26 protein-coding genes and 1 other annotated feature are annotated in these 26,970 nt (G+C 32.7%); of the genes, 2 read left to right on the top strand and 24 right to left on the bottom strand.

Annotated elements, in window-relative coordinates; all coding sequences use genetic code 11:
- Both RWO76_RS07645 and gtfA read right to left on the bottom strand, forming a co-directional pair.
- Nucleotides 1-1,393, bottom strand: a 1,393-nt coding sequence (locus tag RWO76_RS07645; RefSeq protein WP_314355062.1) for an aldehyde dehydrogenase family protein, incomplete at its 3' end; no start/stop codon positions are given.
- A 194-nt stretch (nt 1,394-1,587) separates the two neighbouring features.
- Nucleotides 1,588-3,030, bottom strand: coding sequence for a sucrose phosphorylase (gene gtfA / locus RWO76_RS07640; protein ID WP_314355061.1), 1,443 nt, complete (start codon nt 3,028-3,030; stop codon nt 1,588-1,590).
- Between the two features lie 157 nt (nt 3,031-3,187).
- Here gtfA and RWO76_RS07635 point away from each other — a divergent pair, with 157 nt between their 5' ends.
- Nucleotides 3,188-4,714, top strand: coding sequence for an AMP-binding protein (locus RWO76_RS07635; protein WP_314355060.1), 1,527 nt, complete (start codon nt 3,188-3,190; stop codon nt 4,712-4,714).
- Between the two features lie 72 nt (nt 4,715-4,786).
- On the opposite strand, the gene pip is transcribed toward RWO76_RS07635, so the two are convergent.
- The 18 genes from pip to RWO76_RS07545 all read right to left on the bottom strand — a co-directional run bounded on the left by pip (nt 4,787) and on the right by RWO76_RS07545 (nt 19,570).
- Nucleotides 4,787-5,728: a prolyl aminopeptidase gene (gene pip / locus RWO76_RS07630; protein WP_314355059.1), complete on the bottom strand. Its 942-nt coding sequence runs from the start codon at nt 5,726-5,728 to the stop codon at nt 4,787-4,789.
- A 16-nt stretch (nt 5,729-5,744) separates the two neighbouring features.
- Nucleotides 5,745-6,236: a peroxiredoxin gene (locus RWO76_RS07625; protein ID WP_314355058.1), complete on the bottom strand. Its 492-nt coding sequence runs from the start codon at nt 6,234-6,236 to the stop codon at nt 5,745-5,747.
- A gap of 3 nt (nt 6,237-6,239) precedes the next feature.
- Complete coding sequence (locus RWO76_RS07620; RefSeq protein ID WP_314355063.1) at nt 6,240-6,797, bottom strand: uracil-DNA glycosylase family protein; 558 nt, start codon at nt 6,795-6,797, stop codon at nt 6,240-6,242.
- A gap of 59 nt (nt 6,798-6,856) precedes the next feature.
- Nucleotides 6,857-7,894 carry a tRNA preQ1(34) S-adenosylmethionine ribosyltransferase-isomerase QueA gene (queA, locus tag RWO76_RS07615; RefSeq protein ID WP_314355057.1) on the bottom strand — a complete coding sequence of 346 codons (1,038 nt, stop codon included), beginning with the start codon at nt 7,892-7,894 and terminating at the stop codon, nt 6,857-6,859.
- 20 nt (nt 7,895-7,914) lie between these two features.
- Nucleotides 7,915-8,913: a Holliday junction branch migration DNA helicase RuvB gene (ruvB, locus tag RWO76_RS07610; RefSeq protein ID WP_314355056.1), complete on the bottom strand. Its 999-nt coding sequence runs from the start codon at nt 8,911-8,913 to the stop codon at nt 7,915-7,917.
- Between the two features lie 14 nt (nt 8,914-8,927).
- Entirely contained in the window at nt 8,928-9,524 is a 597-nt protein-coding gene (gene ruvA / locus RWO76_RS07605; RefSeq protein WP_314355055.1) for a Holliday junction branch migration protein RuvA, read from the bottom strand.
- 136 nt (nt 9,525-9,660) lie between these two features.
- On the bottom strand, nt 9,661-10,464 hold the full coding sequence (gene recO / locus RWO76_RS07600; protein WP_314355054.1) for a DNA repair protein RecO: 804 nt from the start codon (nt 10,462-10,464) through the stop codon (nt 9,661-9,663).
- Between the two features lie 9 nt (nt 10,465-10,473).
- Nucleotides 10,474-11,382 (bottom strand): GTPase Era, encoded by a 909-nt coding sequence (gene era / locus RWO76_RS07595; RefSeq protein ID WP_006702501.1) that lies wholly within the window; start codon nt 11,380-11,382, stop codon nt 10,474-10,476.
- Nucleotides 11,383-11,392: 10 nt separating this feature from the next.
- Nucleotides 11,393-11,776, bottom strand: coding sequence for a diacylglycerol kinase family protein (locus tag RWO76_RS07590; RefSeq protein WP_314355053.1), 384 nt, complete (start codon nt 11,774-11,776; stop codon nt 11,393-11,395).
- Complete coding sequence (gene ybeY / locus RWO76_RS07585) at nt 11,769-12,254, bottom strand: rRNA maturation RNase YbeY (RefSeq protein WP_314355052.1); 486 nt, start codon at nt 12,252-12,254, stop codon at nt 11,769-11,771. Before ybeY ends, RWO76_RS07590 begins: the two co-directional genes overlap by 8 nt.
- A gap of 12 nt (nt 12,255-12,266) precedes the next feature.
- The gene (locus RWO76_RS07580; RefSeq protein ID WP_314355051.1) at nt 12,267-14,456 is read right to left on the bottom strand and encodes an HDIG domain-containing metalloprotein; all 2,190 of its coding nucleotides are present in this window, start codon (nt 14,454-14,456) and stop codon (nt 12,267-12,269) included.
- Between the two features lie 18 nt (nt 14,457-14,474).
- Nucleotides 14,475-15,455 (bottom strand): PhoH family protein, encoded by a 981-nt coding sequence (locus tag RWO76_RS07575; RefSeq protein ID WP_314355050.1) that lies wholly within the window; start codon nt 15,453-15,455, stop codon nt 14,475-14,477.
- 195 nt (nt 15,456-15,650) lie between these two features.
- Nucleotides 15,651-16,619, bottom strand: a complete 969-nt coding sequence (locus tag RWO76_RS07570) for an Abi family protein (RefSeq protein ID WP_314355049.1) — start codon at nt 16,617-16,619, stop codon at nt 15,651-15,653.
- 157 nt (nt 16,620-16,776) lie between these two features.
- Complete coding sequence (locus RWO76_RS07565) at nt 16,777-17,169, bottom strand: helix-turn-helix domain-containing protein (RefSeq protein WP_314355048.1); 393 nt, start codon at nt 17,167-17,169, stop codon at nt 16,777-16,779.
- Between the two features lie 54 nt (nt 17,170-17,223).
- Entirely contained in the window at nt 17,224-17,667 is a 444-nt protein-coding gene (locus RWO76_RS07560) for a GatB/YqeY domain-containing protein (RefSeq protein WP_006702494.1), read from the bottom strand.
- 80 nt (nt 17,668-17,747) lie between these two features.
- Nucleotides 17,748-17,921, bottom strand: coding sequence for a 30S ribosomal protein S21 (rpsU, locus tag RWO76_RS07555; protein WP_005605651.1), 174 nt, complete (start codon nt 17,919-17,921; stop codon nt 17,748-17,750).
- 159 nt (nt 17,922-18,080) lie between these two features.
- Complete coding sequence (locus RWO76_RS07550; protein WP_314355047.1) at nt 18,081-18,665, bottom strand: Fur family transcriptional regulator; 585 nt, start codon at nt 18,663-18,665, stop codon at nt 18,081-18,083.
- A gap of 14 nt (nt 18,666-18,679) precedes the next feature.
- Nucleotides 18,680-19,570 carry a deoxyribonuclease IV gene (locus RWO76_RS07545; protein ID WP_314355046.1) on the bottom strand — a complete coding sequence of 297 codons (891 nt, stop codon included), beginning with the start codon at nt 19,568-19,570 and terminating at the stop codon, nt 18,680-18,682.
- Between the two features lie 189 nt (nt 19,571-19,759).
- On the opposite strand from RWO76_RS07545, the gene RWO76_RS07540 reads away from it, so the two are divergent.
- Nucleotides 19,760-21,178, top strand: a complete 1,419-nt coding sequence (locus tag RWO76_RS07540; protein WP_314355045.1) for an N-acetylmuramoyl-L-alanine amidase — start codon at nt 19,760-19,762, stop codon at nt 21,176-21,178.
- Nucleotides 21,179-21,231: 53 nt separating this feature from the next.
- On the opposite strand, the gene thiI is transcribed toward RWO76_RS07540, so the two are convergent.
- The 4 genes from thiI to RWO76_RS07520 all read right to left on the bottom strand — a co-directional run.
- The gene (gene thiI / locus RWO76_RS07535) at nt 21,232-22,449 is read right to left on the bottom strand and encodes a tRNA uracil 4-sulfurtransferase ThiI (RefSeq protein ID WP_314355044.1); all 1,218 of its coding nucleotides are present in this window, start codon (nt 22,447-22,449) and stop codon (nt 21,232-21,234) included.
- Between the two features lie 12 nt (nt 22,450-22,461).
- Nucleotides 22,462-23,586, bottom strand: a complete 1,125-nt coding sequence (locus RWO76_RS07530; RefSeq protein WP_314355043.1) for a cysteine desulfurase family protein — start codon at nt 23,584-23,586, stop codon at nt 22,462-22,464.
- A 93-nt stretch (nt 23,587-23,679) separates the two neighbouring features.
- Entirely contained in the window at nt 23,680-26,094 is a 2,415-nt protein-coding gene (leuS, locus tag RWO76_RS07525) for a leucine--tRNA ligase (RefSeq protein ID WP_314355042.1), read from the bottom strand.
- Between the two features lie 55 nt (nt 26,095-26,149).
- Nucleotides 26,150-26,343: a binding site (T-box leader), on the bottom strand.
- Nucleotides 26,344-26,362: 19 nt separating this feature from the next.
- Nucleotides 26,363-26,970: LysM peptidoglycan-binding domain-containing protein (locus tag RWO76_RS07520; RefSeq protein WP_314355041.1), on the bottom strand; the 608-nt coding region annotated here is incomplete at its 5' end.

Here is a 26,970-nt window from a genome sequence, read left to right as displayed (position 1 = left end):
TAAACCATTGCATATTATTTCTACGTCTCCCTACTTTTTTGATATTTAATAGATTCACAACGCTTACGTTATCACCAACTGAGTTACGTCCATAAGATCCGCAACCTAATGTTAGAGATGGAATAAATGCATTGTAAACATCCCCGATACCACCAAATGTAGATGGAGCATTCCAAATTACACGAATTGCACGAACAATACGTCCGAATTCTTTAGCTAATTCAGCATCATCTGTATGAATTGCTGCAGAGTGTCCTAAACCATTAAATTCAACCATTTGTCTTGCTTTCTCAACACCGTCTTCACGAGATTCTGATTTTAAGATTGCTAAAACTGGAGATAATTTTTCACGAGTTAAAGGTTCTTTTTCTCCTACTTCGCTACATTCTGCTGCTAAGATATTTGTTCCTTCTGGAACTGAGAATCCTGCTTGCTCTGCAATCCATGCAGCAGGTTTACCTACGATATTAGCATTTAATTTAGCACCAGCACAGTTTTTGCTGTTTGCTTTTACGCCAAAGCAGAACTCTTCAAGTAATGCTTTTTCTTTTTTAGATACAAAATAAGTGTGGTAGCTCTTTAATTCTGCTACAAATTCATCATAAATTTCTTTATCAATAATAGCTGCTTGTTCAGAAGCACAAACCATTCCGTTATCGAATGATTTACTCATTACGATGTCATGTGCAGCTTGACGAATATTTGCTGTTTTTTCAACATAAGCAGGTACATTACCAGCACCTACCCCTAAAGCTGGTTTTCCGCATGAATATGCTGCTTTAACCATTGCATTACCACCTGTAGCAAGGATAGTTGCAATTCCATCATGATTCATTAAAGCATTTGTAGCTTCAATTGATGGGTGTTCAATCCATTGAATACAGTTTTCAGGTGCACCAGCTGCAATTGCTGCATCACGAACAATTTGTGCTGCATGTGCTGAACTCTTTTGAGCTGATGGATGGAAAGCGAACACGATTGGGTTACGTGTTTTCAATGCAATTAATGATTTGAAAATCGCTGTTGATGTTGGGTTAGTTGTTGGTGTAATACCACATACAACCCCAACTGGTTCAGCAATTAACGTTAAACCTGTTACTTCGTCATCTTCAATAACTCCAACGGTTTTCGTATGACGCATATTATGAACTACGTGTTCACAAGCAAATAAATTTTTAGTCGCTTTATCTTCAAATACTCCACGACCAGTTTCTTCTACAGCATGTAAAGCTAACACACCGTGTTGATCAAGAGCTGCTACTGATGCTTTCGCTACAATATAGTCTACTTGTTCTTGATTGAGCAATCTAAATTGTTCTAAAGCTACAAGCCCTTTCTCTACTAATTCATTGACTTCTTTTTGAGAGTCTACTACTTTTTTCTCTTCACTCACTGGGAATTCCTCCGTTGCTTGTTATTTTTATCACATGTTTATCATAACCTATTTCATCGATTTTGTAAATAGGTGAAAACGAATTTATTTTAAGAAAATATTTTCTTTTTATTTGAAAGTTTACTTTCATAAAAGCTCTTATATTCGTTAAATTGAATATAAAGAGGAGAAAGTACTCCTCTCTATATGTTTTTTTATAATTGAACTCTTACTCCATTTTCTTCAATTGTAAATTCTTTTGTTGCCAAGTTTGCTACTAAGCGAGCTTTTGATTGATGATCAGCGCTTGAACGTACAATTTCAATTGTTGATTCATTTGGAGTTAAAATTTCAATTTCACCATCTAAATCAAATGCTTTTGATGTATTTCTAAATCGTAATAAGGATAATAATTGTTTTACGACTGGGCGTTCAACTTCTTTTTCAATTTCTTCTAATGTATAGTAATGACGATTAATATTCCGTCCTTCTTTTGTCGCTTCAAGAAGTTCAATATCATTTTCCCCTGCTAATAATCCTACATAATAAATTTGAGGGATACCCGGTGCAAAACATTGTAAAATTCTTGAGAGCAAGTAACTAGCATCATCATTTCCAAGTGCACTATAGTAAGTACTATTAATTTGATAAATATCTAAATTATTATATTTCTCACTAGAATAAACTTTCTTAACATTTGCTCCAACTTTATACAATTGTTCTGAAGTATAGTCTAATTCTTCATCTGTTAATAAATCTCTTGCATCTACAACCCCAATCCCATCATGTGTATCTAATGTTGTAAATTGTTTCATTGGACTCATTTTTAACCAATTTGCTAAGCGGTTAGATTTTCCACTATAAAGTGAATATAAAACAACCATTGGTAATGCAAAATCATAAACAAAATAATCATGATCCGCAATTTTCATTTGAATCGAATAATGTTCATGAATTTCAGGTAACAATTCTACTTGATATTTCGCAGCTTCTGCTCGTACTTCATCTAATAAATCCCAAATTTCTGGTTCTACAAAGAAATCATTTGTATCTAATTTTTTCACAGCATAGGCAAAAGCATCTAAACGAATTAATGAACACCCGTGACTTGCCATATCTTTAATCGTTTCACGGATAAATGCTTTTACAATGTCCTTTTTGACATCTAAATCAATTTGTTCTTCGCCAAATGTATTCCAAACTTCTTCTGTTGTACCATCTTCAAAATGAACCGTTTGGAATGGTGCTTTATCTTTTCTTTTATAAATCAAATCAATATCTTCTTGTGTTGGACGTCCTGGAGGGAAAAATTCATGCACACGAATAAACATATCTTTATATGGTGAATTTTCATGATTCTTTTTGAAATCTTGGAAAAATTTTGATTCCCGTGAAATATGATTAATCATAAAATCAAACATTAAATAATATTGCTCTCCTAATGCATCAACATCTTCCCAGCTTCCTAAATCTGGATCAACTGTCGTATAATCACTTGGTGCAAATCCTCTATCACCTGTTGAAGGGAAAAACGGAAGTAAGTGTACTCCTCCAATTGATTCTTTAAAGTAAGTTTCTAAAACAAATTTTAGATCCTTCATATTTTTTCCTAAGCTATCTGAATAAGTAATCAGCATCGCTTCGTTTTTAATTTGCACATTTATCAACTCCTATTTCTACCAGTATTAAACCGGTTGCATAAATCCATTTTACCAAATATTAAAACGTTTGCATACTAGTATACTAAAATATTTTTTGCATGTTTTCTTACCCTCCTGTATACTAGATAAAGATTATTTTCGAAAGGATGTTACTATGTTTACCATTTATGAACATGAACCTCTACATTTATTTAAAAATTATGAAAAAGCTTCTATAGATTTTCCAAATACAAAAATATATTTAGATGAAGTATTATCCGCTTTTCCTGAATTTGGACTAGAAACAACTTACCAAGAAAGTTTAACATTCATCCAAAAACGTGCCTATCAATTATTTACGATTGGTATTAAATCTGGAGAGAAAGTGATGGTTTATAAATCTTCTGCTGTTGATAGTTATTGGTTAGCTTGTGCTATTTCATATTTAGGCGCAATTCCTGTCATGACTTCTGCACATCTACCTGCTACCATTATTGATACATTTTTCGAACGCTTAGAAGACTCATGGTTAATTTATGATGATGAAACTCAGGACAAAGTAAAGTTTTTAAAAGAAAAGAACCAATCTAAAGCTATTTCTGTTCTAGAAATTCAAAAAGAATGTGAAACGATGACTCCATTGGTTACTCTTAATCCAAATGAAATTAGTTATATGACACATACTTCCGGAACAACCGGTATTCCTAAACTAATTGCACACTCTGCTAACAGTATGGGGTGGCGAACAGCTTTTCAAAAGAGTATTTTTTCAAAAATGGAAGAAAAAGGATTGCTAGCATTCCATATTTCTCCAGTCCATTCTCGTTTTAATATTGGAATGTCTTCATTAATGAGTTTAGGATTTCCTTATTTAGCGATTAAAGATTCTAGTATTAAAAATATTGAAACCTTACTTCAACAATTCAAACCAATTGGTATTGAAACGCATCCAAACAATTTTGTTCAATGGGCTACTCTTGCTAAAAAACATCCAGAATTATTTGAAAATACTCGCTATTATCACTCAACATTTGATGCGATTAATAAGGAAACTATAGCTACTTTCTTAAAAACGAATCGCAAAAAAAATGGTATCTATTTACAAATTTATGGACAAAGCGAATGCGGCCCTGCAATCGTTCGTAAACACACATTAGAATCATTACCAGGAATGAATATCCGTAATATGGGGATTGGATTTGAACATTTTACAAAAGCAAGAATTGCGAAAAATAACGGAACACTTCTTCCAATAAATACACCAGGAAATATTCAATTATATTCTAAAGGACGCGCTTTAACATACTTTAAAGAAGATGCTCGATTCCAAGAAAATGTTTACGATCAATGGTGGGATACTGGAGACTACGGAGTAATCAATGATAAAGGAGAATTATTACTACACGATCGTCAAGTAGACTTAGTAGAAACTTTGGAAAGTACACTTATGATTGAAGATTATTTATTAGACCATCTTCCGTTCCTTGAAGAAGTTGTAATCATTCGTGATCACCATGGTTATCCTCAGCCAATCATCGCTATTAGAGAAAAAGAAAAATTCCAAGATGAATTATGGTTTAAAGCCATTGAAAACTTACCTCATTTAAATGAACCAATTATGATGGAATACGATAAAATTCCAAGAACAGCAACGATGAAAGTACAAAGACGTGCATTAGAACAATTATTATTTAAGAAATAAAATAACGCTTCACAACAAGTTCGTTTTCTTGTTGTGAAGCGTATATTGTTTTACGAAACTGTCCTAAACAGCTTATTCAAATTCCCTTGCAAATCTCATTAATTCTTTTACTGTTGATGGTTCCATTTGCGCATGTCCTGCAGCAGTAGAAAAGACTAATTCAGCATGTGGCAATTTTTGTTTTAAATCATATGCCCCACTCGGACGACAATCGACATCATATCTACCATGAACAATTTTAATTGGAATCTCTTTTAGTGTATCTGCATGATTAAGAATATAATTATCATCTTCTACAAAGCAATGATGGTAGAAATAATGACATTCCATAATGGAAATCGCAAGCATGTCCTCATCTGATTCCTCACCAATAGTTTCTCTAGGCAATAAGGTAACAATGCCACCTTCCCATCTTGCCCATTGACGAGCTGCTTCTAAACGTATAGATACATCTTTACTTGTCAACCTTTTATAATAGGCTGTTACTAAATCCCCTTGTTCTTCTACTGGTATATGATTTAAATAAGGCTCAAATTGATCTGGGAAGAAATCACTAGCTCCTTTTTGGTATAGCCAATCGGTATCTTCTTGTCTTCCTAAGAAAATCCCACGTAAAATCAATCCCAGAACTCTTTCTGGATATTGAATAGCATAATGAAGGGATAAAGTCGTCCCCCAACTACCACCGAACACAAGCCATTGATCAATTCCTAACTTTTCACGGATTTTCTCCATATCTGAAACTAAATGTTGAGTTGTATTCTCCTCTAATGAAAGAAAAGGTAAACTTTTCCCACAACCACGTTGGTCAAATTGAATCATACGATAAACATCCGGATTAAACAATTGACGGGTTACTGGACTTGAACCTCCTCCTGGTCCACCATGAACAATCACCACCGGTTTTCCATTTGGATTTCCTGATTCCATCACAAATACTTGATGTGTTGAAGAAACTTCTAAGTAAAACTCGTTATAAGGCTCAATTGGTGGAAATAAACTAACATTTTCCATTATTTCTCCCCCTTTTTTATAAGTGAGTTAATGCTACTCGAATGGCTTCATCATAATTTGGTTCATCTGTCATTTCTTGAACAATTTCTTGATAAACAATTGTTCCTTTTTGATCCAACACAAAAATCGAACGTTGGTCTACGCTTAATTCAGGCACATAAATGCCATATGCTTCTCCAAATGTAAAATCAACATCACATAACATTTCCATTGCAACATCATTTGCCGAACACCAATTTTTAAATTCATCTTTGTTATTTTTACTAATCGTCACTAATTGAATACTTGGATGTTCTTTCATTTTTTTATGGAAAGCTTTTGTTTGAATATCGCAAACTCGAGTATTAATATCTGGAACAACACTGATTAATGTTACGCTTCCTGCAAATGATTCTGGAGTTTTAATTTCTCCATGAATACATTCTAATGAAAAGTGAGGAGCTTTTTCTCCTACTGTTGGTAATTCTCCTTTTAATTCATATGGGTTATTGTGTCGTGTAATAAACATATTTTATTCTCCTTTTTTTATTATATTTTTTACAATCATTTTTAATTCTGGTAATACTTCTTCTTCAAACCATGGATTTTTCTTCATCCATCTAATATTTAAAGGAGAAGGATGTACTAATGGAAAATACTTTGGTAAGTATTCACCATAGCTTCTAACCGTTTCTGTTACATTTTCTTTTTTCGTTTCTTTCAAATAATAGTTTTGTGCATACGAACCAACTAGCAGGATACACTCAATATGTTTCAATAATGGTAAAACTAATGGATGCCATTTTGACGCAAATCCTTTTCTAGGTGGTTTATCTCCACTTTTACCTTTTCCAGGATAGTAAAAGTCCATTGGAACGACTGCAAATAATCCTGATTGGTAAAATATTGTTTCATCAATTCCCAGCCATTCTCTTAAACGATCTCCACTTTTATCCCAGAAAAATTTACGACTTTCTTGAGCCTTTAACCCTGGTGCTTGACCGATAATTAATATTTTAGCTGTTTCTGGAATCCAAAATAATGGTTCAATTCCTTGCTCCGTATAAATTAGATTTTCTTCATCCTGCATAATTTGTTCTTTTAACTGTTCAAAAGACACTTTTCTCATCTCCATTTTTAATCATAGATTTAACGATGAACAAACATAGCATCTCCAAAACTAAAGAAGCGATAACGTTCATGAATGGCATGATGATAAGCTTCTAATGTAAAGTCTCGCCCTAAATAAGCACTCACTAACATCACTAATGTTGATTTTGGAAGATGGAAATTTGTAATAAAGGCATCCACTACTTTAAATTCATATCCTGGCGAAATGAAAATATCTGTCCATCCACTACTTGGTACGATTTCTCCATGATTAGCAGAACCGACTGTTTCTAATGTACGAATGGAAGTTGTTCCTACTGCAATCACTCGTTTTCCATTTTTCTTAGTTTCTGCAATAACTTCTGCTGTTTCTTTTGAAATATGATAATATTCCGAATGCATTTTATGGTCTTCTAAATGATCTACAGAAACGGGTCTAAAGGTACCTAGTCCAACATGTAATGTAATCGGAACAATTTGAATCCCTTTTTGTTGAATTTTTTCCATTAATTCTTTTGTAAAATGTAATCCCGCTGTTGGAGCCGCTGCAGAACCATTTTCCTTTGCATAAACCGTTTGATAACGTTCTTGGTCTTCTAATCTTTCTTTGATATACGGTGGTAATGGCATTTCACCTAATGATTCTAATATTTCTAAAAATACTCCATCGTATTGAAATTCAATCATTCTTCCACCTTGTTCTAATTCTTCTGTCACAGTTGCCTTTAATCGTCCATCACCAAAGGATACTACTGTCCCAACTTTCATTCTTTTAGCTGGCTTTACAAGAGTTTCCCAACAATCACCATGTGTATTGTGCAGTAGTAGCACTTCAATATGAGCGCCTGTTCCCTCTTTTTCGCCGTATAATCTAGCTGGCAATACTCTTGTATTATTAACGACTAATGTATCACCTTCTGCTAAATAATCAATAATTTCAGAAAAATGTTTATCTTCTACACTATGTTCTGTTTCATTAACGACTAGTAATCTTGATGAAGTTCGATCTTTCAAAGGTGTTTGAGCAATCAGTTCTTCTGGTAAATCAAAATCAAAATCTTGAGTTGTATAATTCATTCTTATTCCATCTTTCTATTTTAATATCTTCTATTCAAATGAACATAAGCTTCTGGAGTCACCATTCTTCCTCTTGAAGTTCGTTTCATAAATCCAATTTGTAATAAATACGGTTCATACATATCTTCAATGGTTTCAGCATCTTCAGAAATATTGGCAGCAATCGCTCCTAATCCAACTGGGCCTCCATCGTATAAATCAATCATGGCATTTAATAACTTACGGTCAATCGCATCTAATCCCTTTTCATCTACTTGAAGGACTTTTAAAGCTTTTTGTGTAATTTCTTTTGAAATAGCACCCTCTTCATAAACTTGAGAAAAATCACGCACACGTTTTAATAAACGGTTAGCAATACGAGGGGTTCCTCTTGAACGAAGAGCAACCTCTCTAGCTGCTTCTTCATGAATCTCACTTTCAAATACACTAGCTGTTCGCTTCACGATTTCTGTTAAAGATTCCTCATCATAATATTCCATATGAGACACAATTCCAAAACGATCCCTTAATGGAGCAGATAAAGCACCCGCACGAGTTGTCGCTCCTACTAAAGTGAAAGGAGGTAACGGAAAATGAACGGGATGTGCTGTTGGCCCTTGTCCTACTACAATATCAACAAAGAAATCTTCCATTGCTGAATAGAGCATCTCTTCTACTACACGAGGTAAGCGATGAATTTCATCGATAAATAATACATCTCCAGCATTTAAATCATTTAATAAAGCAACTAAATCTCCAGGTCGTTCAATGGCTGGTCCACTCGTTGTTTTTATTCCTACTTCTAATTCATTCGCAATCACCATTGCTAAAGTTGTCTTTCCTAATCCAGGAGGGCCGTATAATAAAACATGATCCAATGCTTCTTGCCTGCTACGTGCTGCTTGAATATAAATGGATAACTCTTCTTTTACTTTTTGCTGACCAATATATTGTTGTAAATTTTGCGGTCGTAATGATAATTCCGTTGAAACTTCTTGTTCATCTAAGGGACTACCATCTACAAATCGATGTTCTTCCACACAATTCTTCCTTTCTATTTCATCAATAATTTAAAGGCAATGGATAATGCTTCTTGAGTAGTTTGAGGAGCCGCTGTTTCTAACTCTTTCCAAACTTTTGTAATTTCTTTTGCAGAATATCCTAATCCTAATAAGGCTTCTCTTGCTTCTTCTAAGTGTTTCAATCCAATTGCAGTTTCTACTACTGGAGTAGCTATTTCTTCCACAACAATATTCGTGAATTTTCCTTTTAAATCTAATACAATTTGTTGAGCAGTTTTTTTACCAACACCAGGGAATTTTGTTAAATATGTAATATTGCCTGATTCTACTGCTTGGATAAAACCATTCACATCATCATTTGCTAAAATCGATACTGCACTTTTGGGTCCGATTCCCGAAACACTAATTAATTTTTGGAATAATTCTTTTTCTTCATCACTTAAAAATCCATACAATGTAATTGAATCTTCTCGAACAATTTGTTGAAGCTCTACTCGAATAACTTCATTCAATTTTGATTGGATACGATAAGGATTTGCAAACATAATTTGATAGCCAATCCCATGATTTTCTACGACAATATAAGTTGGTTGAATCGCCACTAATTCTCCTTTAAGATATTCGTACATCTCATACCTCCGTTTTATTTCTTCCTAATTAGTGTATCACGAAAACGGTATAAATTCTAATAATCCACTGAGAAAACAATATGAATTGTATGGAAAAAAAGACGATAGATTTTTATTCTATCATCCATATTCTTTGTTAATTATTTCGTTTTTCTTCTGCTTTATTTCTACGAAATTGTAATTGCTGTTGCCAATCTTCCATTTGGTCAATAAACTTTTTACCTTTCAATCGAATCCCTACATATTCATCCATTAATGAGTCACAAAGTCTTTTTAAATCTGCTTTTGTTTCTGAAGATAGACTCAATGATTGAATTTGTAAAGGAGATTTCATCGATACGAGAATTCTTGCAATATGAACAGATTTTGGACTTAATTGTAGTCTCTTTTCATCTTTCTCAAAATGTCTCGTACATAACAATCCATGATGTTTCAACGAAATATCAAATGGACCAACCGACTCTTCACAAAAACAACACTGTTGCCATTGAAATGCTACTCCAAAATATTTTAACATCTTCAATTCAAAATAATGCATTAAAACAAATGGATCTAAATCATTTTCCACTGCACGGATACAATTTTCTAATAAATCATACAACTCTATATTTACAATACGATCTTCCATCACAGCATCGACTAATTGCATCATATACGTCATAACCGCTTGAACTTCAATTTGTTCATAAATACGTCGATGATTTTGCACTTCAAGACATTCCCTAATAAAACTAAAGCCATTTTGATGAATAGTTCCGATAAAAACAGCTCTCGTAAAGGGTAACGTTGCTGCAGATAAAGGATGACTCGAACGTTGTAAATTTCTTACAAAGAACATTTGCTTCCCAAATTCTCGAGAAAAAATCTTAACAATCATATCATGTTCTTTATATTCTTGTCGAAATAAAACAATACCGGTAAACTTTTGAAAGTATTCCATAAAGTCACCTTAATCTTTATAGTCTGTTGTACGATAGCCAAAGTCTTGTAAATGGCTCTTTTTCTTACGCCAATCTTTTTCTACTTTGACCCATAATTCTAAATATACTTTATTTCCTAGTAATTGTTCGATATCTTTTCTTGCTCTGACACCAATTTCTTTTAGTAATTTACCACCTTTACCGATGATAATTCCTTTTTGAGTAGGTCGTTCAACAATAATATTGGCATAAACATGTACTTTATCAAATTCATCTTTTTGCATTTTATCTACTGTAACTGCAACTGAATGAGGAATTTCTTCTTTTGTTAAATGTAAAATTTTCTCACGAATTAACTCAGATACAACGAAATATTCTGGATGGTCTGTAATTTGATCACTTGGGTAATATTGAGGTCCCTCTGGTAAATGATTTGTTAAAGTTGTCATCAATTCTTGAACATTATTTCCTTGTAAAACTGAAATTGGAATAATCCCAGCAAAAGGAATCGTTTCTTGATATGATTCAACTCGGTCTAATAATTCATCAGGAGAAATTAAATCAATTTTATTCAACACTAAAAAGACGGGTGTTTTAATTTTCTTTAATTTTTCAATAATAAAGTCATCACCAGGACCTCTTTTTTCTGCAGCATTCACCATAAATAATACCGCATCTACTTCTTTTAACGCTGAATAAGCACTCTCAACCATGAAGTTCCCTAATTCATGCTTCGGTTTATGAATTCCTGGAGTATCTAAAAAGACAATTTGACAATCTTGATTCGTATAAACTCCTTGTATTTTATTACGAGTTGTTTGAGCTTTATCCGACATAATGGCAATTTTTTGTCCTAAAACATAATTCATAAAGGTAGATTTTCCTACATTTGGTCTACCAACAATGGCTACAAAACCTGATTTAAATTGTTTTGACATATGACTCTCCTTATAAAAATATTTGTACAATCTTTGGAATAAAAATTCCAGAAGCCATAATGAGAACAAATACAGCTCCCATTAATACGACACCAGCTGCCACATCTTTTGCTTTTTTAGCGGCTAAATGATAATTGTGTCCTACCATTAAATCCACTAATTGTTCTACAACGGTATTTAACATTTCTAAAATAAACATTAAAAAGATACAAAATATAATCCAGTACCATTCTACTCTTTCGATTTTTAATAAGAATCCAAGTATAACTACTACAATTGCAGTAACAACATCAAATCTGAAATTTCTTTCATCTTGAAATACCGTTTGAATTCCATTCACAGCATGTTGCATGGATTGTTTAAAATGATGATTTTTCCCAACTTGTTTATACATTTCTCGTTAAACCATAGGCTGTTAAAATTTCTGTTTGCAAGCCTGTCATTTCTTTTTCTTCTTCTTCTGTTTGATGATCATAACCGTTTAAATGTAAAAAACCATGTAAAGCTAAGAATCCTAATTCACGTTCTAAACTATGCCCATATTCTTCTGCTTGTTCTTTTGCACGATCCACCGAGATAATAATATCCCCGATGGAAGTCACAAAATTTTCATCTGAAGCCATAAAGTTTTTAATTGGATCCATATCTTCGTCTTCATCGTCTAGAGCAAAACTAATGACATCTGTTACTTTATCAATATTTCTAAAGTCTCGATTAATCTCACGAATTCTTTCACTTGATACAAATGAAATACAGCATTCACGATTTTCTGGATAATGTAAATAGTCACTCGCAAATGACACAACATCTTCTACTAATTTTTGATATTCTTCTTTTACTACTTCAGTTTCGTCTATTAATTCAATAAACATAATATTTCCTCTCTACTTTGTCTCTTGTTTTTTTATCGTTGGATATTCAATTCTTGAATGGAATGTACCATTTAAAGAAGTCACAATCATTTTTTCTACAATCGCTATTTCTTTCATTGTAATATCACATTCTACGAATTGTTCATCTTCTAATCGGTTCATAATAATGGAATGGACTAATGCTTCTACCTTTTCTAAAGTAGGTTCTTTCATCGCACGTGTTGCTGCTTCTGCACTATCAACGATATTAATAATCGCTGCCTCTTTTGTTTGAGGTTTTGGTCCAGGATATCGGAAATCTTCCTCTTTTACATCTGGATTATTTTTTAGCGCTTCTGCATAAAAATATTTCATCAATGTTGTTCCATGATGTTGCGCACATATATCAATGACTGCTTGAGGTAATTGATGTTGTATTAAAATTTCTACTCCTTTTGTAACATGATTAAAAATAATTTGAGCTGACTCTTCAGCACTAATCATATTATGAGGAGACTCCATATGTCCTGGTAAATTTTCAATAAAGAAAAACGGATGTTCTAATTTTCCAATGTCATGATAATAACAGGCTACTCTTGCTAATTGAGAGTCTCCACCAATTGCTTCTACACAGTTAGCAGAGATATTTGCAACCATCAAGCTATGGTGATAGGTTCCAGGTGCTTGAGTAATCAGATCTTTTAATAACGGTTGATTTGGATTGGATAATTCAGCCCATAATAATACCGAACTATCTTCAAATACATAGGATAAATACGGCATTAAAATAACTGGTAATAAAAATGATAAAAATCCACTTAATAGTAAAAATAAGAAGACTAACATCGTTTGTTGCGTTTGAAACTCATAATTACTATATAAAACAAATGGAACCCCTAATAATACTGGGTAGATTAAATATTTAATAAATCGTTTAAACCATAATTGATTCTTCCACAATTTTTCATTTAAAATTCCTATCCAAGCAATCATTGAAAGAAATACTGTTGTTAAAATTAAATGTAAACTATTAGTCGACTGAGAAAAGAAATACCAAGAAAAGATTGGCATTAAAACTATTGAAAAAATCGTCAGCCTTAAACTCTTTGTTAAACGATACAACAGATAAATAAAACCAGCAATTGGAAATACTAAGCCAATATGTTCCACTCCTCGATGTTGTACTAAAGCAAGTATTTTTAAGACGAATACTCCGGCAACAAATACTAAACTAAAAACTGTCAATGCAGTTGCAGTATCACTTGGATTTTGTTTATCCGTTTGAGTAGGGTTATAAAAATATACCGCAAGGAAAATAATGATTCCTGCTAAGAATATTAAATAACTAAATAATTCGTGATAATTTCGTTGTCCATTACTTAAGCCAAATAATTCAATCAAACGAATCTCTTGATTTGAAATCACATGTCCTTCTTGGATAAGCACTTGTCCTTGCAAAATTTTTACAGGAGTAACTGCCGCTTTTGCCGCTTCTTTCGCCTTTTGAGTCGCTTCTTTATCAACTACATTATTCACAATTACAGAAACAGTCACTAATTGACCTAATAAATCTCTTTCAGTATCAGAATAGTCACTATAGAATAAAGTTTTCTTTGCTTCCTCTTGAGCTTTTGTTACGGTACTTTCACTAATAGGATTTTTCATTTGTGTTTCTACAACTGATTTTAATGTTTTCTCATAAGAAGCCAACTGTTCATTATTTGCTTGTAATAATTGAGAAATGTATTTATCAGGGATGAAAATTGCAAACTCTCGAATAGATTGATTCTCTTTTTCAAGTGATTTCTTAAAATATTGAACTCTTTCTTGTGTTGTCGCTACTCTTGTAACGGATTCTTCAGAAGAATTACTTTGATCTGTTTTAATAATTTCAGCAGATGCTTTAGAGGCAACTGATTTAATTGCTTGGAAAAATTGCTGAATATTTGTCAATTGCTTCGTCATACGTTCTTGGTCAAACACTAATACATCACTGACAGCATCCATAGCAATTTGTTGATTTTTCTCTGTTTGAGCTTTATCTTCCAAAGTTCTTGGCGCTCGAATCGTTTCTTTAGCGACTTGATTTAATTCAACAGTGTAGGTTGTTGGCTTCACACTGCTATACCCAATCACTAACAATGCAATAAATGTTAAAAAAAGAAGTAAGGGCAAATAGAAAATGCCCAAAACTTCCTGAAATTTTCGCAGTTTCTGTCTCATTTTTCATTTACTCCTTACTTATTCACCTTGATCTGAATAGGCATCAATAATACTTGATACTAATGGATGACGAACGACATCGAATGCATCAAATTCAACAAAAGAAATACCGCTAATTCCTTTTAGTTTATTTTCAGCATCTACTAAACCACTCATATGACTCCCTTTTGGTAAGTCTACTTGTGTTTTATCTCCATTAATGATCATTTTTGAACCAAATCCTAAACGAGTTAGGAACATTTTCATTTGAGCTCTTGTTGTATTTTGTGCTTCATCTAAAATAATAAATGCTTCTTCTAATGTACGTCCACGCATATAAGCAAGAGGAGCTACTTCAATGACTCCACGTTCTAATAATCGATTGGTATGTTCTACCCCATAAATCGCATATAACGCATCATAAATCGGACGTAAATATGGATCGACTTTTTCTTTTAAATCCCCTGGTAAAAATCCTAAATTTTCCCCGGCTTCAACGGCTGGTCGTGTTAAAATAATTTTCTTTACTTGACCTTTTTTCAAAGCTTGAACCGCCATCACAACTGCTACGAAAGTTTTACCAGTTCCTGCAGGGCCAATTCCAAACACCATATCTGTTTTCTTAATCGCATGAATATATTGTTGTTGTCCAAATGTTTTAGCACGAATTGGTTTACCAGAAAATGTACGACCAATTTCCTCATTGTATAAATTTAAAAAATAATCTAAAGTGCCTCTTTTAGCCATTTTAATTGCTGTGACAATATCTGTTTGAGAGATTGAAATTCCACGGGCTATTAATTCTTGTAATTGTTCTAATAACATTACAGTTTGTTTTACAGACTCTTCTTCACCGGAAATTAACAATTGTTCTTCACGATGAGTAATGAGTGTTTCAAACGTTTCTTCCAATAATCTCAAATGTTGATCCTGTGAACCAAATAATTGAACGAGTTGTGGATGATTTTGGATTTCTAACGCTTGTTTATAGTTTTCTTCTACCACACTGTTAACCTCCATTTACTGTATGTAGCATTATTATAGCATATTTTAACCATTTCTTTCTATGAATTTACTGTGAGGAAAAATTAAAAAACTTTCCTTAAATTGTTCAACCATTAAATATTTTTATAATAATTAATGGTATAAAAACTTCTTAAGGAAAGTTTAATTTGAATATATTTATAAATGACTTAAAAATAAGCACTATAAACCCTAATGCTTAATAAAAAAGGAAGATTTAATATTCATCTCATGTAATAATCTTTCCTCTTTATTAGGATATACTTTAGAAAAAATATTTACAAACTCTTCTAAAGTGGACTTTAAATTTAATAATGGGATTTTATTGTCAATTAACGCTGAACAGGATATTAATATTGCCCAGTCATTTTTCCCATATCCTTTTTTATAATCTGTTGTTGTTATTTCAATTTGAGGATGAATTAATGTTGTATACCTAATATGAGCTTCATTTGGTCTATAATTAAATATTCTCCCACCATGTGCGGCTCTATTACGATATGCCCTAAATAAAAATAACATATCCATAAAAAGTATTGTTAAATCATCATTTTGTTTAATAAAATCAATAGGGATTCCAAAAAAACGAGAAATAATAATTCTTTTAATATCAGATTTTTGTAATTTAATAAAATTAATAAGATTACCAAATGTAGTACCCTTTAACAAAATCCAAGGCGGACAATTTCCATGAACTTCTCTATAATGTTTAAATGGTTGTGTATCATCATTTATAATTTTACTGAATTTATTTAAAAGTTGATCGAGTTTATAAGTTCCATCTGAATATTTCTTTCCATCTTTATAGTTCGTTCGTACTAAATAGTCAGATTCTAAGTAGCCAAAATTTTCAGCAATAGTATACGCAACTATAGTTCTAAGATTTGCTTCAATATTTTGCATGGCAATCATAGTTGTATTTCTTAGCCTACTATCTAATTCATATAAAGTAAATATAGCTTCAAAGGTTGTACCTTCTTGAAATTTATCTGGATTTGAATTCTCTACAAATATATTTTTATATCCATTTATGATTTCATAATAGCCATAATTCTGAAGAAGATGTTTAGCTTGTTCCTTCGAACTATCTGTGAAGAATATCCCACGTTCCTCTAATAAAACAATCTGTTCATCTATTGTTTTAAATGGTTTATCTGACATAATTTTCTCCTTTATACCACAAAAGAGCTACAAGTAAACTTGTAGCTCCTTGCCGGCTGAACCTCAGCCCTTCATTAAGATTACTACAATACTAGCATTATTAAATTTATTTGTCAATTAATAATTCTTAGTATTCTAACTTCTCTGTGTAAAAAAATTATGATTTTTTACGTTTTTCTTCTTTTTTGGCTATACTTAACGCAAGTGATAAAGAATTAATGAGAATATTTTTTGAATCCTCATCGAATTTATCTAAATCCTTTGTATATATACCAGACTCTATTTCTCCCATTATTTTTTCAAGTCTATTTACAATGTTATCTCTTGAAAGGTCATAATATTTTTTTCTTGATTTAGAAATCCCTAATAAATAATCAATCGATACATTGAAATATTTTGATAATTGTAACAATTTATCTTGAGGTATATTTCTTCTACCAGATTCCCAATGCCCTACTGATGATTGACTAGTACCTATTATTTTTGCTAATTCTTCTTGAGACAATCTTTTTTCACGTCTTAATTCTGACAATAAATAACCAGTTGACATATTACCCCTCCACTAATTGTAATTGGAATTTTTAAATTACAAATAACATTTGTTTTATCCTAAATGAGCCTTTACTTGTTCTTTAATCACATTGCCATCAGCTTTTCCTTTTAATTCTTGCATAACAGCACCCATTAATTTACCAAATTCTTTTTGAGTTGTTGCACCAATTTTTTCAGCTACAGTTGCAATAACTTCTTTTACTTCTTCTACTGATAATTGTTTTGGTAAGTAACGTTCTACAATTTCAATTTCAGCTTCTGTTTTAGCAACTAATTCATCACGTCCTGCTTTCACAAATTCTGCTAATGATTCACGACGTTGTTTTGCTTCACGTGCTAAAATCGTTAATTCTTCTTCAGCATTTAATTCTTCTTTTTTATCAATTTCTGCTGCTTGAACAGCTGTTTTAATCATTCTTAATACTGCTAAAGTTTCTTTATCTTTAGCTTTCATAGCTGTTTTAATATCATTATTTAATGTTTCTTTTAAACTCATGATTTTCACTCCTTAAAATACGAAAAAGACTGAGACGTAAAATCCCAGCCTTTACTTAGTCATATGATACACAGAGTTGACTAGAACTTACGTTTACGAGCTGCCTCTGATTTTTTCTTACGTCTTACACTTGGTTTTTCATAAAACTCACGTTTACGAGCCTCTTGTAAAGTTCCAGTTTTAGAAACAGTACGTTTGAAGCGACGAAGAGCATCATCAAGTGATTCGTTTTTACGAACAACTGTTTTTGACATATCCTATTCCCTCCCTCCAAGCATTAAAAGTAACTGTTTTCTTTTGAATAGAATTACCAAACAAACGAAATGTCCTTTTCTTATTATAGAAAATGTTAGTCCAATTGTCAATTAGATAGACTATAAATTTTAGCTGAAAAATTCAATTTTGACACTTAATTATGAACTTGCATGAGCACAGTTTTCACATAATCCAAAAATTTCAAAACGATGAGAATGCACTACACATCCCTCTAATTGTGTTTCAAAATAAGTCATTGGACAGAACTCAATTTCTTTCGTACGCCCACATTTTTCACAAATAAAATGATGATGATGTCCTTCATGACTACAACCAAAACGGAATAATTTTTCACCATTCCATTCAGTCGTCTCTAAAATTCCTAAATCGGTAAAATCATATAAATTACGATAAATTGTATCATAACTCATATTTGGAAAATCTGCTTCTAATAGTTGTTGTACTTGTTTAGCAGATAAATAACGATCCTCGTGGCTAAAAATTTCAATAATTTTTTCACGTTTACTTGTATATTTAAATCCAGCTTGCTTTAATAATTGAATAGCTTGCTCAATTTGTCCATGATGACAATGACAGTGTTGGTGCTGTTTTTCATTTTTACTTGAGTGGTGGTGCCAACACTCATGTTCATGATGTGTATGTTCTTCTCCATGATGATGACAACATTCTTTTTTGTGTTTTCCTTTGTGCTGACAACATTCGTGTCCGTGATCATGTGGCATATAACTTCCTCCTATTACTGACTAATAATTTTTGAAAGTAATTCTGGGTCAAATTTATTTTGACGAATCATTTGAATTTCATATAAATAAGGCGGTTTTTGATTTTTCTTATCTTCTCCAACATATGGAGTTTCTAAAATTTTAGGAATATTTATAAATTTTTCTTCTGAAACAACTTGCATTAAAGCATCAAAACCAATTTCACCAAATCCAAAATTTGCATGACGGTCTTTGTGGGATCCACATACATTTTTAGAATCATTGATATGTAATACTTTTAAACGATCTAAGCCAATTACTTTATCAAACTCAGTCATTACGCCAGAAAAATCTTCTTTTAAGTTATACCCTGCATCATGAATATGACAAGTATCCAATGTCACAGATAATCGATCATTATGAGTAACACCGTCTATCATACGAGCAATTTCTTCAAAAGTTCGACCTAATTCAGTTCCTTTTCCTGCCATTGTTTCTAGCGCAATTTGTACTTTTTGATTTTTATCAATAACTTCATTCAATCCTTTAACAATTTGTGCAATTCCAACATCAACTCCAGCACCAACATGAGAACCTGGATGAAGGACAACTTGTTTTGCACCAATTGCTTCTGCACGTCGAATTTCTTCTCTCAAAAACTCAATTGCAAAATCCAAATAGCCTTCTTTTGTCGTATTTGCTAAGTTAATAATATATGGTGCATGTACAACTACTTCTTCAATTCCATTTGTTTGCATAAATGCTTGACCTTGTGTAATCATCAATTCTTCAATCGGTTTTCTTCTTGTATTTTGTGGTGCGCCAGTGTACACCATCATCGTATTTGCTTTATAACTAGCTGCTTCTTTAGCAGATAATAACAACATTTCTTTTCCACTCATGGAAACATGAGATCCTAATAACATCTATCTTCCTCCTTGTTATAATCACTATTATTTTACGTTAGAAATTATGATTCATCAAGCATTAACTCTTTTATTAACAATACATCCTAGCTTGTATCATTAAGCCTTATCTTTTACTTTTCAAACCCTTTCATAATTGGTATAATAAAAATTGTATAAGATTAAAATAGGATTATAAAAGGAGCGACTATGGAAAACGTTAAAAAAATCATACGCAATAAAAACGTTCAATATTTCATGAGCTTTAGTACTTTCCTTCTAGCTTTCGGTTTTTCAATTATTCCATTGATAGATGCTAATCCACATCCTTTTTCAAATCATAATGAAACAACTGTTGTTTCTACAGACCATCATGAAGATGAATCTCAAACTATTGAAAAACTTGATAAGTCATTAGTTGCTCAAGTAGCAGCTGTAGAAAGTGAAAATTCTGTAAAATTGTATCAAGAACCTAACACTCAACAATTTCCAATTGCTGAATTAAAAAAAGGTGAATACGTACTTCTTTTACATAAAGTCAATGATGATTGGTTACAAGTTCAATATCATCAGCAAGTTGCATGGATGCCTACAAAAGATGTATTATTAACTCATTTAATGATAGGACATTCTAGCGGAACAGTTTCACTATATAAAGAAGCAAATAAATCTTCTCAAGTTGTAACAACAATTCCTAATGGAGAAACTTTTTATCTGTTAGATGAAACAGACTCAAATTTTTCAAAAGTTTCTTACAACCAACAAGAAGGTTATATTGACAATAATCAATTAAATTATGCTATTGACCACATGAATGAATTATATAAATTACAATCAGGATTGCCTCAAACAATTGATGCAAAAAAAATGATTGTTACAAAATTAAAAGAAACTCCTCTGTATGAATCTGCTGATATATTTTCAAAACGCATCAGTACTGTAAATGCTGGAACTATTTTTAACTATGAAGATCGAGAAAATGATTTTTATAAAGTTTCTGTTGGTAATGGTAAAATAGCCTATATTCCTTATTGGTTGGTCAATACAAACTTTGCTGCTGTTGAGACTGATGCTCATATTCCACAAGGAATTGAACAAGCAAAAATTGTTATCGACCCTGGTCATGGCGGTGACGATCCGGGAGCTGTCGTTACTTTTAGTGAAAAGCATGAAGCAGATCATACTTTAACTACGGCACTTCTTTTGAAAAAAGAACTAGAAGCTTTAGGTGCAAATGTTATTCTCACTCGTGATTCTGATAAGAGCGTTAGCTTAGAAAATCGTGCTCAATTAAGTAATCGTGAACAAGCAAATGCGTTTATTAGTTTACACTTTGATTCTGGTCCAAATGCAAATGCTTCAGGTACAACTGGATATTTTTTTTCATCAACAAGTGAAAACTTAGCACAAACTGTTAATAAATATATCGCTCGAAACTTAACCTTGAAGAGTCAAGGAACAAAGTTCCAAAACTTCTTAGTTTTACGGGATAATAAACAACCTGCTATTCTTTTAGAATTAGGTTATTTAAATAATGTTGAAGACAATAAATTAATTGAGTCAGCTGAATATCAAGAAAATATTGCCAAAAGTATCGCAAATGCTTTGAAAGAATATTTCCAACCGTAAAATAATATAAATTAAAAAGGAGACTGGCGAAAATCGCCTGTCTCCTTTTTTTCTTAGAACAAATCATCCATCACAACTGAATTTTCTACTTCTTCTGCTACATAGTTTGGAGTAATTTCTTCTACTACTGTATTTTCTACTGCTCTAGCCACTAATTCTTCAATATTCAATCTTGCTTCATATTCCCTTGCTTTTTCTAATTTTGGTTTTGTTTTTGGACTTGGTGGTGCAAAAACAGTACAACAATCTTCAAATGGCTGAATCGATAAATCAAATGTGTCAATTTCTTGTGCAATGGCAATAATATCTAATTTATCCATTGTGGCAACTGGTCGAATGATTGGTGTATTAGTAACATCATTAATCGCAATCATGCTTTCTAATGTTTGAGATGCTACTTGTCCTACTGATTCCCCATTTGCAATCGCTAATCCATGGTTTTTCTCACGTAATTGATCTGTAATGCGTAGCATCATTCTACGCATAACCGTCATTAAGTAATTTTCTGGGACAGCCTTTTTAATTTCTTCTTGAATTTCTGTAAATGGAACAGTAAAGAATTGTAAACTTCCCCCATAAATAGCAACTTTTGCAGCTAATTGTTTTGTTTTCACTAATGCTTGAGGACTTGTATATGGTGGACTTGCAAAATGCACACATTGTACTTCCATTCCTCTCTTCATTGCTAAATAAGCAGCAACAGGAGAATCAATTCCACCTGATAACATTAAGGAAACTCTGCCACTTGTTCCAACAGGTAAACCACCTGCTCCTTGAATCGTTTGTAAACTCACCATAATATGTTGACGACGAACATCTACACGAACCGTAATATCTGGTTGTTTCAATTGTACACGAATTTCTGGATAAGCTTCTAATACTGCATCTCCTAAAAATAGATTAATCTCATTCGTATCCATCACAAATTCATGGTCACTACGTTTAGTTGCAATTTTAAAGGTTTTTCCGTTTGGGTTTTCTTTTCCAACTAAATCCAATACGACTTCTTTCACTTTCTCCATCTCTTTTTCTAAAATATAAACAGGAGAAAATGACTGAATCCCAAAAATTGGTTTTAATAATGGAATAATTTCTTCTTGAGGAACTCCATTTAAGTCTAAGTACATAAAATCATAGTCTGGAAAAACCCGAACTTGAGGGTAATTCATCAATGCTTTTTTGATATTATTGGCTAATTTTTGCGTAAACATTTTTTTATTACGTCCCTTAGTCGATAACTCGCCATATCTTACTAATAATCTAACTTTCACTTTTTCACTCCTTTATTTTAGAAATTCAAATTTTTTCATTAATTTTTCTAATACTTCTATAAATTGTTTAGCTTCATCCATTGTGTTCAAATAAGAAAAACTTGCTCGAACAGCACTTGTTGCCCAATAATCAGGAATATTCATAGCAGCTAAGGTGCTCGAACTATCAGATTTTTTACTTGAACAAGCAGAAGTTGTTGAAATATAAATATCTTCCTCTTCAAATGCATGGACAAGTACTTCTCCACGAACTCCTTTTAATGCAAAACAAAGAATATGATCCACTCCCTCTTTTGGAGAGAAAATTTTAATTTGGGGTTGTTGTTCTAAAAAACTCCACAAATAGTCTCTTATTTCCTTCATTGGATGAGTTGCTTCTAAATACATACGCATGGCTTTAGCGGTAGCCACAATTCCTGGTAAATTCTCAGTAGTACTACGTTCGGTCTTTTCTTGACCTCCACCTGTTAATAACGACTGAATTTTTCTTCCTGCTTTTTTATAAAGTATTCCAACTCCACGTGGTCCATGAAATTTATGCGCCGATAAACTTAATAAGTCAATTCGTCCAAGAGTTAATAGGTCTGGAACTTGTTCTAAAGCTTGAACAGCATCAACATGAAAATGAACCCATGGATAATGTTCAAGAACACGAGAAATCCCTTCGATATGTTGACTCACACCAATTTCATTATTGACTGCCATTACAGAAACTAAAATGGTTTCCTTTTTAAGCATGGATTCTAATTGATCCAGTGAAATTTCACCTTTGTCATTAACCTCTAAATAACTGATTTCAAATCCTAATTGAGCTAATTGTTTCACCGTATTTAAAACAGAGGGATGTTCAATTTTGGTCGTAATAATATGATTTCCAAACACTCGTTTTTCAAGCGCAGTACCTTTAATGGCCCAGTTATTGCTTTCTGTTCCTCCAGAAGTAAAATAAATTTCTTCTGTTTTAGCACCTAAAAGAATGGCAATATGTTCTCTTGCTTTTTCTAATACTTGAAAGGCTTGTCCTCCAAGTCGATGTAAGCTTGAAGGATTTCCCCAAAAACGCTCGCTTGTTTGAACATATGATTGTAATGCTTCTGGAGCAATTTTTGTTGTTGCTGAATTATCAAAATAAATCATGTTATCTCCTTTTCTACATCTCATAACGGCAAAAGGAGCGAGTTCTTTAGTTAAAAGAACCCCTCCCACCATCATTTTATATTAAATATCTCATTAGTTGGCTACAATATTAACCAATTTTCCTGGAACTGCAATGACTTTACGAACTGTTTTTCCTTCAATAGCTGCTTTTACAGATTCATGATTTCTTGCAATTTCTTCCATTGAGGCTGCATCGCTGTTTGCTGGAACCATTACACGAGCTTTAATTTTTCCATTTACTTGGAAGATAACTTCTACTTCATCTTCTACTAAGAAGGCTTCATCATAAGTTGGCCATACAACATAGCTAATAGATTCTGTTGCGCCTAGTTTAGACCATAATTCTTCTCCTAAGTGTGGAGCGATTGGTGCTAATAATTGAACTAAGCCTTTCATATACTGAACTGGAAGTGCTTCTGTTTTATACGCTTCATTTACAAAAATCATCATTTGAGAAATCGCTGTATTAAAGCGTAATGCTTCGTAGTCTTCTGTTACTTTCTTAACTGTTTGGTGATAAATTTTATCTAATGAACCATCATTGAAAGTTGTAATACGATCACGTAGTTTTCCTTCTTCATCCACTAATAATCTCCAAACACGTTCTAAAAATTTACGGCTTCCTTCAAGACCTTTTTCACTCCAAGCAATTGAAGCATCCAATGGTCCCATAAACATTTCATATAGACGTAATGTATCTGCACCATATTGGCGAACAACATCATCCGGATTTACGACATTGCCTTTTGATTTAGACATTTTTTCATTACCTTCACCAAGAATCATTCCTTGGTTAAATAATTTTTGGAATGGTTCTTTATTAGGAACAACTCCTAAATCGTATAACACTTTATACCAGAAACGAGCATATAATAAGTGTAATACCGCATGTTCTGCTCCACCGATATATAAATCGACTGGCAACCATTCTTTTAATTTTTCAGGATCTGCAATTTGTTCTTGATTATGTGGATCAATATAACGAACAAAATACCATGAACTTCCTGCCCATTGTGGCATTGTATTTGTTTCACGACGTCCTTTTAATCCTGTCTTTTCATCTGTTACATATAACCATTCTTCAATAGCTGCTAATGGTGATTCACCTGTACCACTTGGTTTAATTTTATCTGTTTTTGGTAAGACTAATGGTAACTCTTCTTCAGGAACAGTAGTCATTGTACCATCTTCCCAATGAATCACAGGAATTGGTTCACCCCAATAACGTTGACGAGAGAATAACCAGTCACGTAGACGGTAACTTACTTTTGCTTCTCCAACGCCTTGTTCTTTCAACCATTCATTCATTTTTTCAATTGCATCTGCTTTATTTAAGCCATCTAAAAATTCAGAATGAATATGCACGCCATCTCCAGTATAAGCTTCTTGAGTAACATCTCCACCTTCAATAACTGGAATAATGTCTAATCCAAATACTTTTGCAAATTCATAGTCACGTTCATCATGAGCAGGCACTGCCATAATGGCTCCTGTTCCATAACTAACTAATACATAGTCTGCAATCCAAATTGGAATTTCTTTTCCGTTAACAGGGTTAATCGCATAAGCTCCTGTAAATACCCCTGTTTTTTCTTTTGCTAATTCTGTACGTTCTAAATCTGATTTAGTAGCAACTGAAGCAATATAAGCATCAACTGCCTCTTTTTGTTCTGGAGTTACAATTTTTTGAACTAATTCATGTTCTGGTGCTAACACATTATAAGTTGCTCCAAATAATGTATCTGGACGAGTTGTAAATACTTCAAAACTTTCATCTGAACCTTTTACTTTAAATGTTACTTGTGCCCCTTTAGAACGACCAATCCAGTTTCTTTGCATATCTTTAATACTTTCTGGCCAATCTAAGTCATCTAAATCTTCTAATAAACGATCCGCATAAGCAGTAATTTTTAACATCCATTGTTTCATTGGTTTACGATAAACAGGATGTCCACCACGTTCTGATTTACCATCAATGACTTCTTCATTAGCTAATACTGTTCCTAATGCAGGACACCAGTTAACCGGTACTTCTGCTTCATATGCTAACCCTTTTTCTACTAATTTTGTAAAAATCCATTGAGTCCATTTATAGTAATTTGGATCTGTTGTATTAATTTCTCTATCCCAGTCATAACTAAATCCTAGTTCTTGAATTTGACGTTTGAAAGTAGCAATATTTTTCAATGTAAATTCAGCAGGGTCATTTCCAGTATCTAACGCATATTGTTCTGCAGGCAAACCAAACGCATCCCATCCCATTGGATGTAATACATTATACCCTTGCGCACGTTTCATACGAGAAACAACGTCAGTAGCTGTATATCCTTCTGGATGCCCTACGTGCAAGCCTTGTCCTGATGGATATGGGAACATATCTAATGCATAGAAATTCTTTTTATTTTTATCTTCCGTAGTTTTAAATGTATGATTATCTAACCAAAATTTTTGCCATTTTGGTTCGATTTCATGATGATTAAATGACATAATTTTCCCCTCTTTTCCGGAAATACCTAAAAAAACGCCCTAATGTCTCTAAAGACAATAGGACGTTTACACGTGGTACCACCTAATTATTATACTCAACTTACTCTTAACGCGAGTGAAACGGAATTTCTTACTAAAATTCAGAAATTCAGCTAAAAGGCGAGTTCAAAACTTTTCAGGATGCATTTTCACCAACCATGCACTCTCTACTACAATCCAAATTTCTACTATTCCTTTGTCTGCTAATATTTACTAGCATTATATCAATTTATTTTGAAACAATCAAGACTTGTCCTGGTTGGATAATATTAGAGCTTAATTGATTCATTGATTTTAATTCATCTAATGTTAATCCATGATTTTTTGCAATTCTCCATAAGCCATCTCCTGCTTTTACAGTATAGGTACTTTCAGAGCTTTGAGTTGTAGTATTAGATTCTACAGATGAACTACTTGAACCATAAGAAACAATTAATCCTTGCCCCGGATAAATTGGACTATCTACGCTTAATTGATTCCATTCTAATAATGTTGATAACGAAATACCATTGTTACGAGCGATACGATACAAAGTATCCCCTTGATGAACATAATACATTTGAGCATTTCCAGATGTAGTTGTTTCTTCAGATGAAGCAGTTCCTTGTGTACTTGTCACCGTTTCTTCAGTTAAAGTTGATTCATAAGCATTACTTAATTGTAATACTTGTCCAGGATGAATAACTGAGTTTAAGTTTAATCCATTTAGACTTAATAAATCTTGAATACTTGTTCCTGTTTTACGAGCGATAGCATATAAACTATCTCCACTCACAACTGTGTAACTTCCACCTGTTGTTTGTTCTGAACTAGTTGTAGCTGTTGTTGATGTACTTG

The organism is uncultured Granulicatella sp., from assembly GCF_963521425.1.
Classification (GTDB): domain Bacteria; phylum Bacillota; class Bacilli; order Lactobacillales; family Aerococcaceae; genus Granulicatella.
The sequence above is the reverse complement of the archived record's forward strand: the minus strand, read 5'-3'. Positions and strand labels throughout refer to the sequence as shown.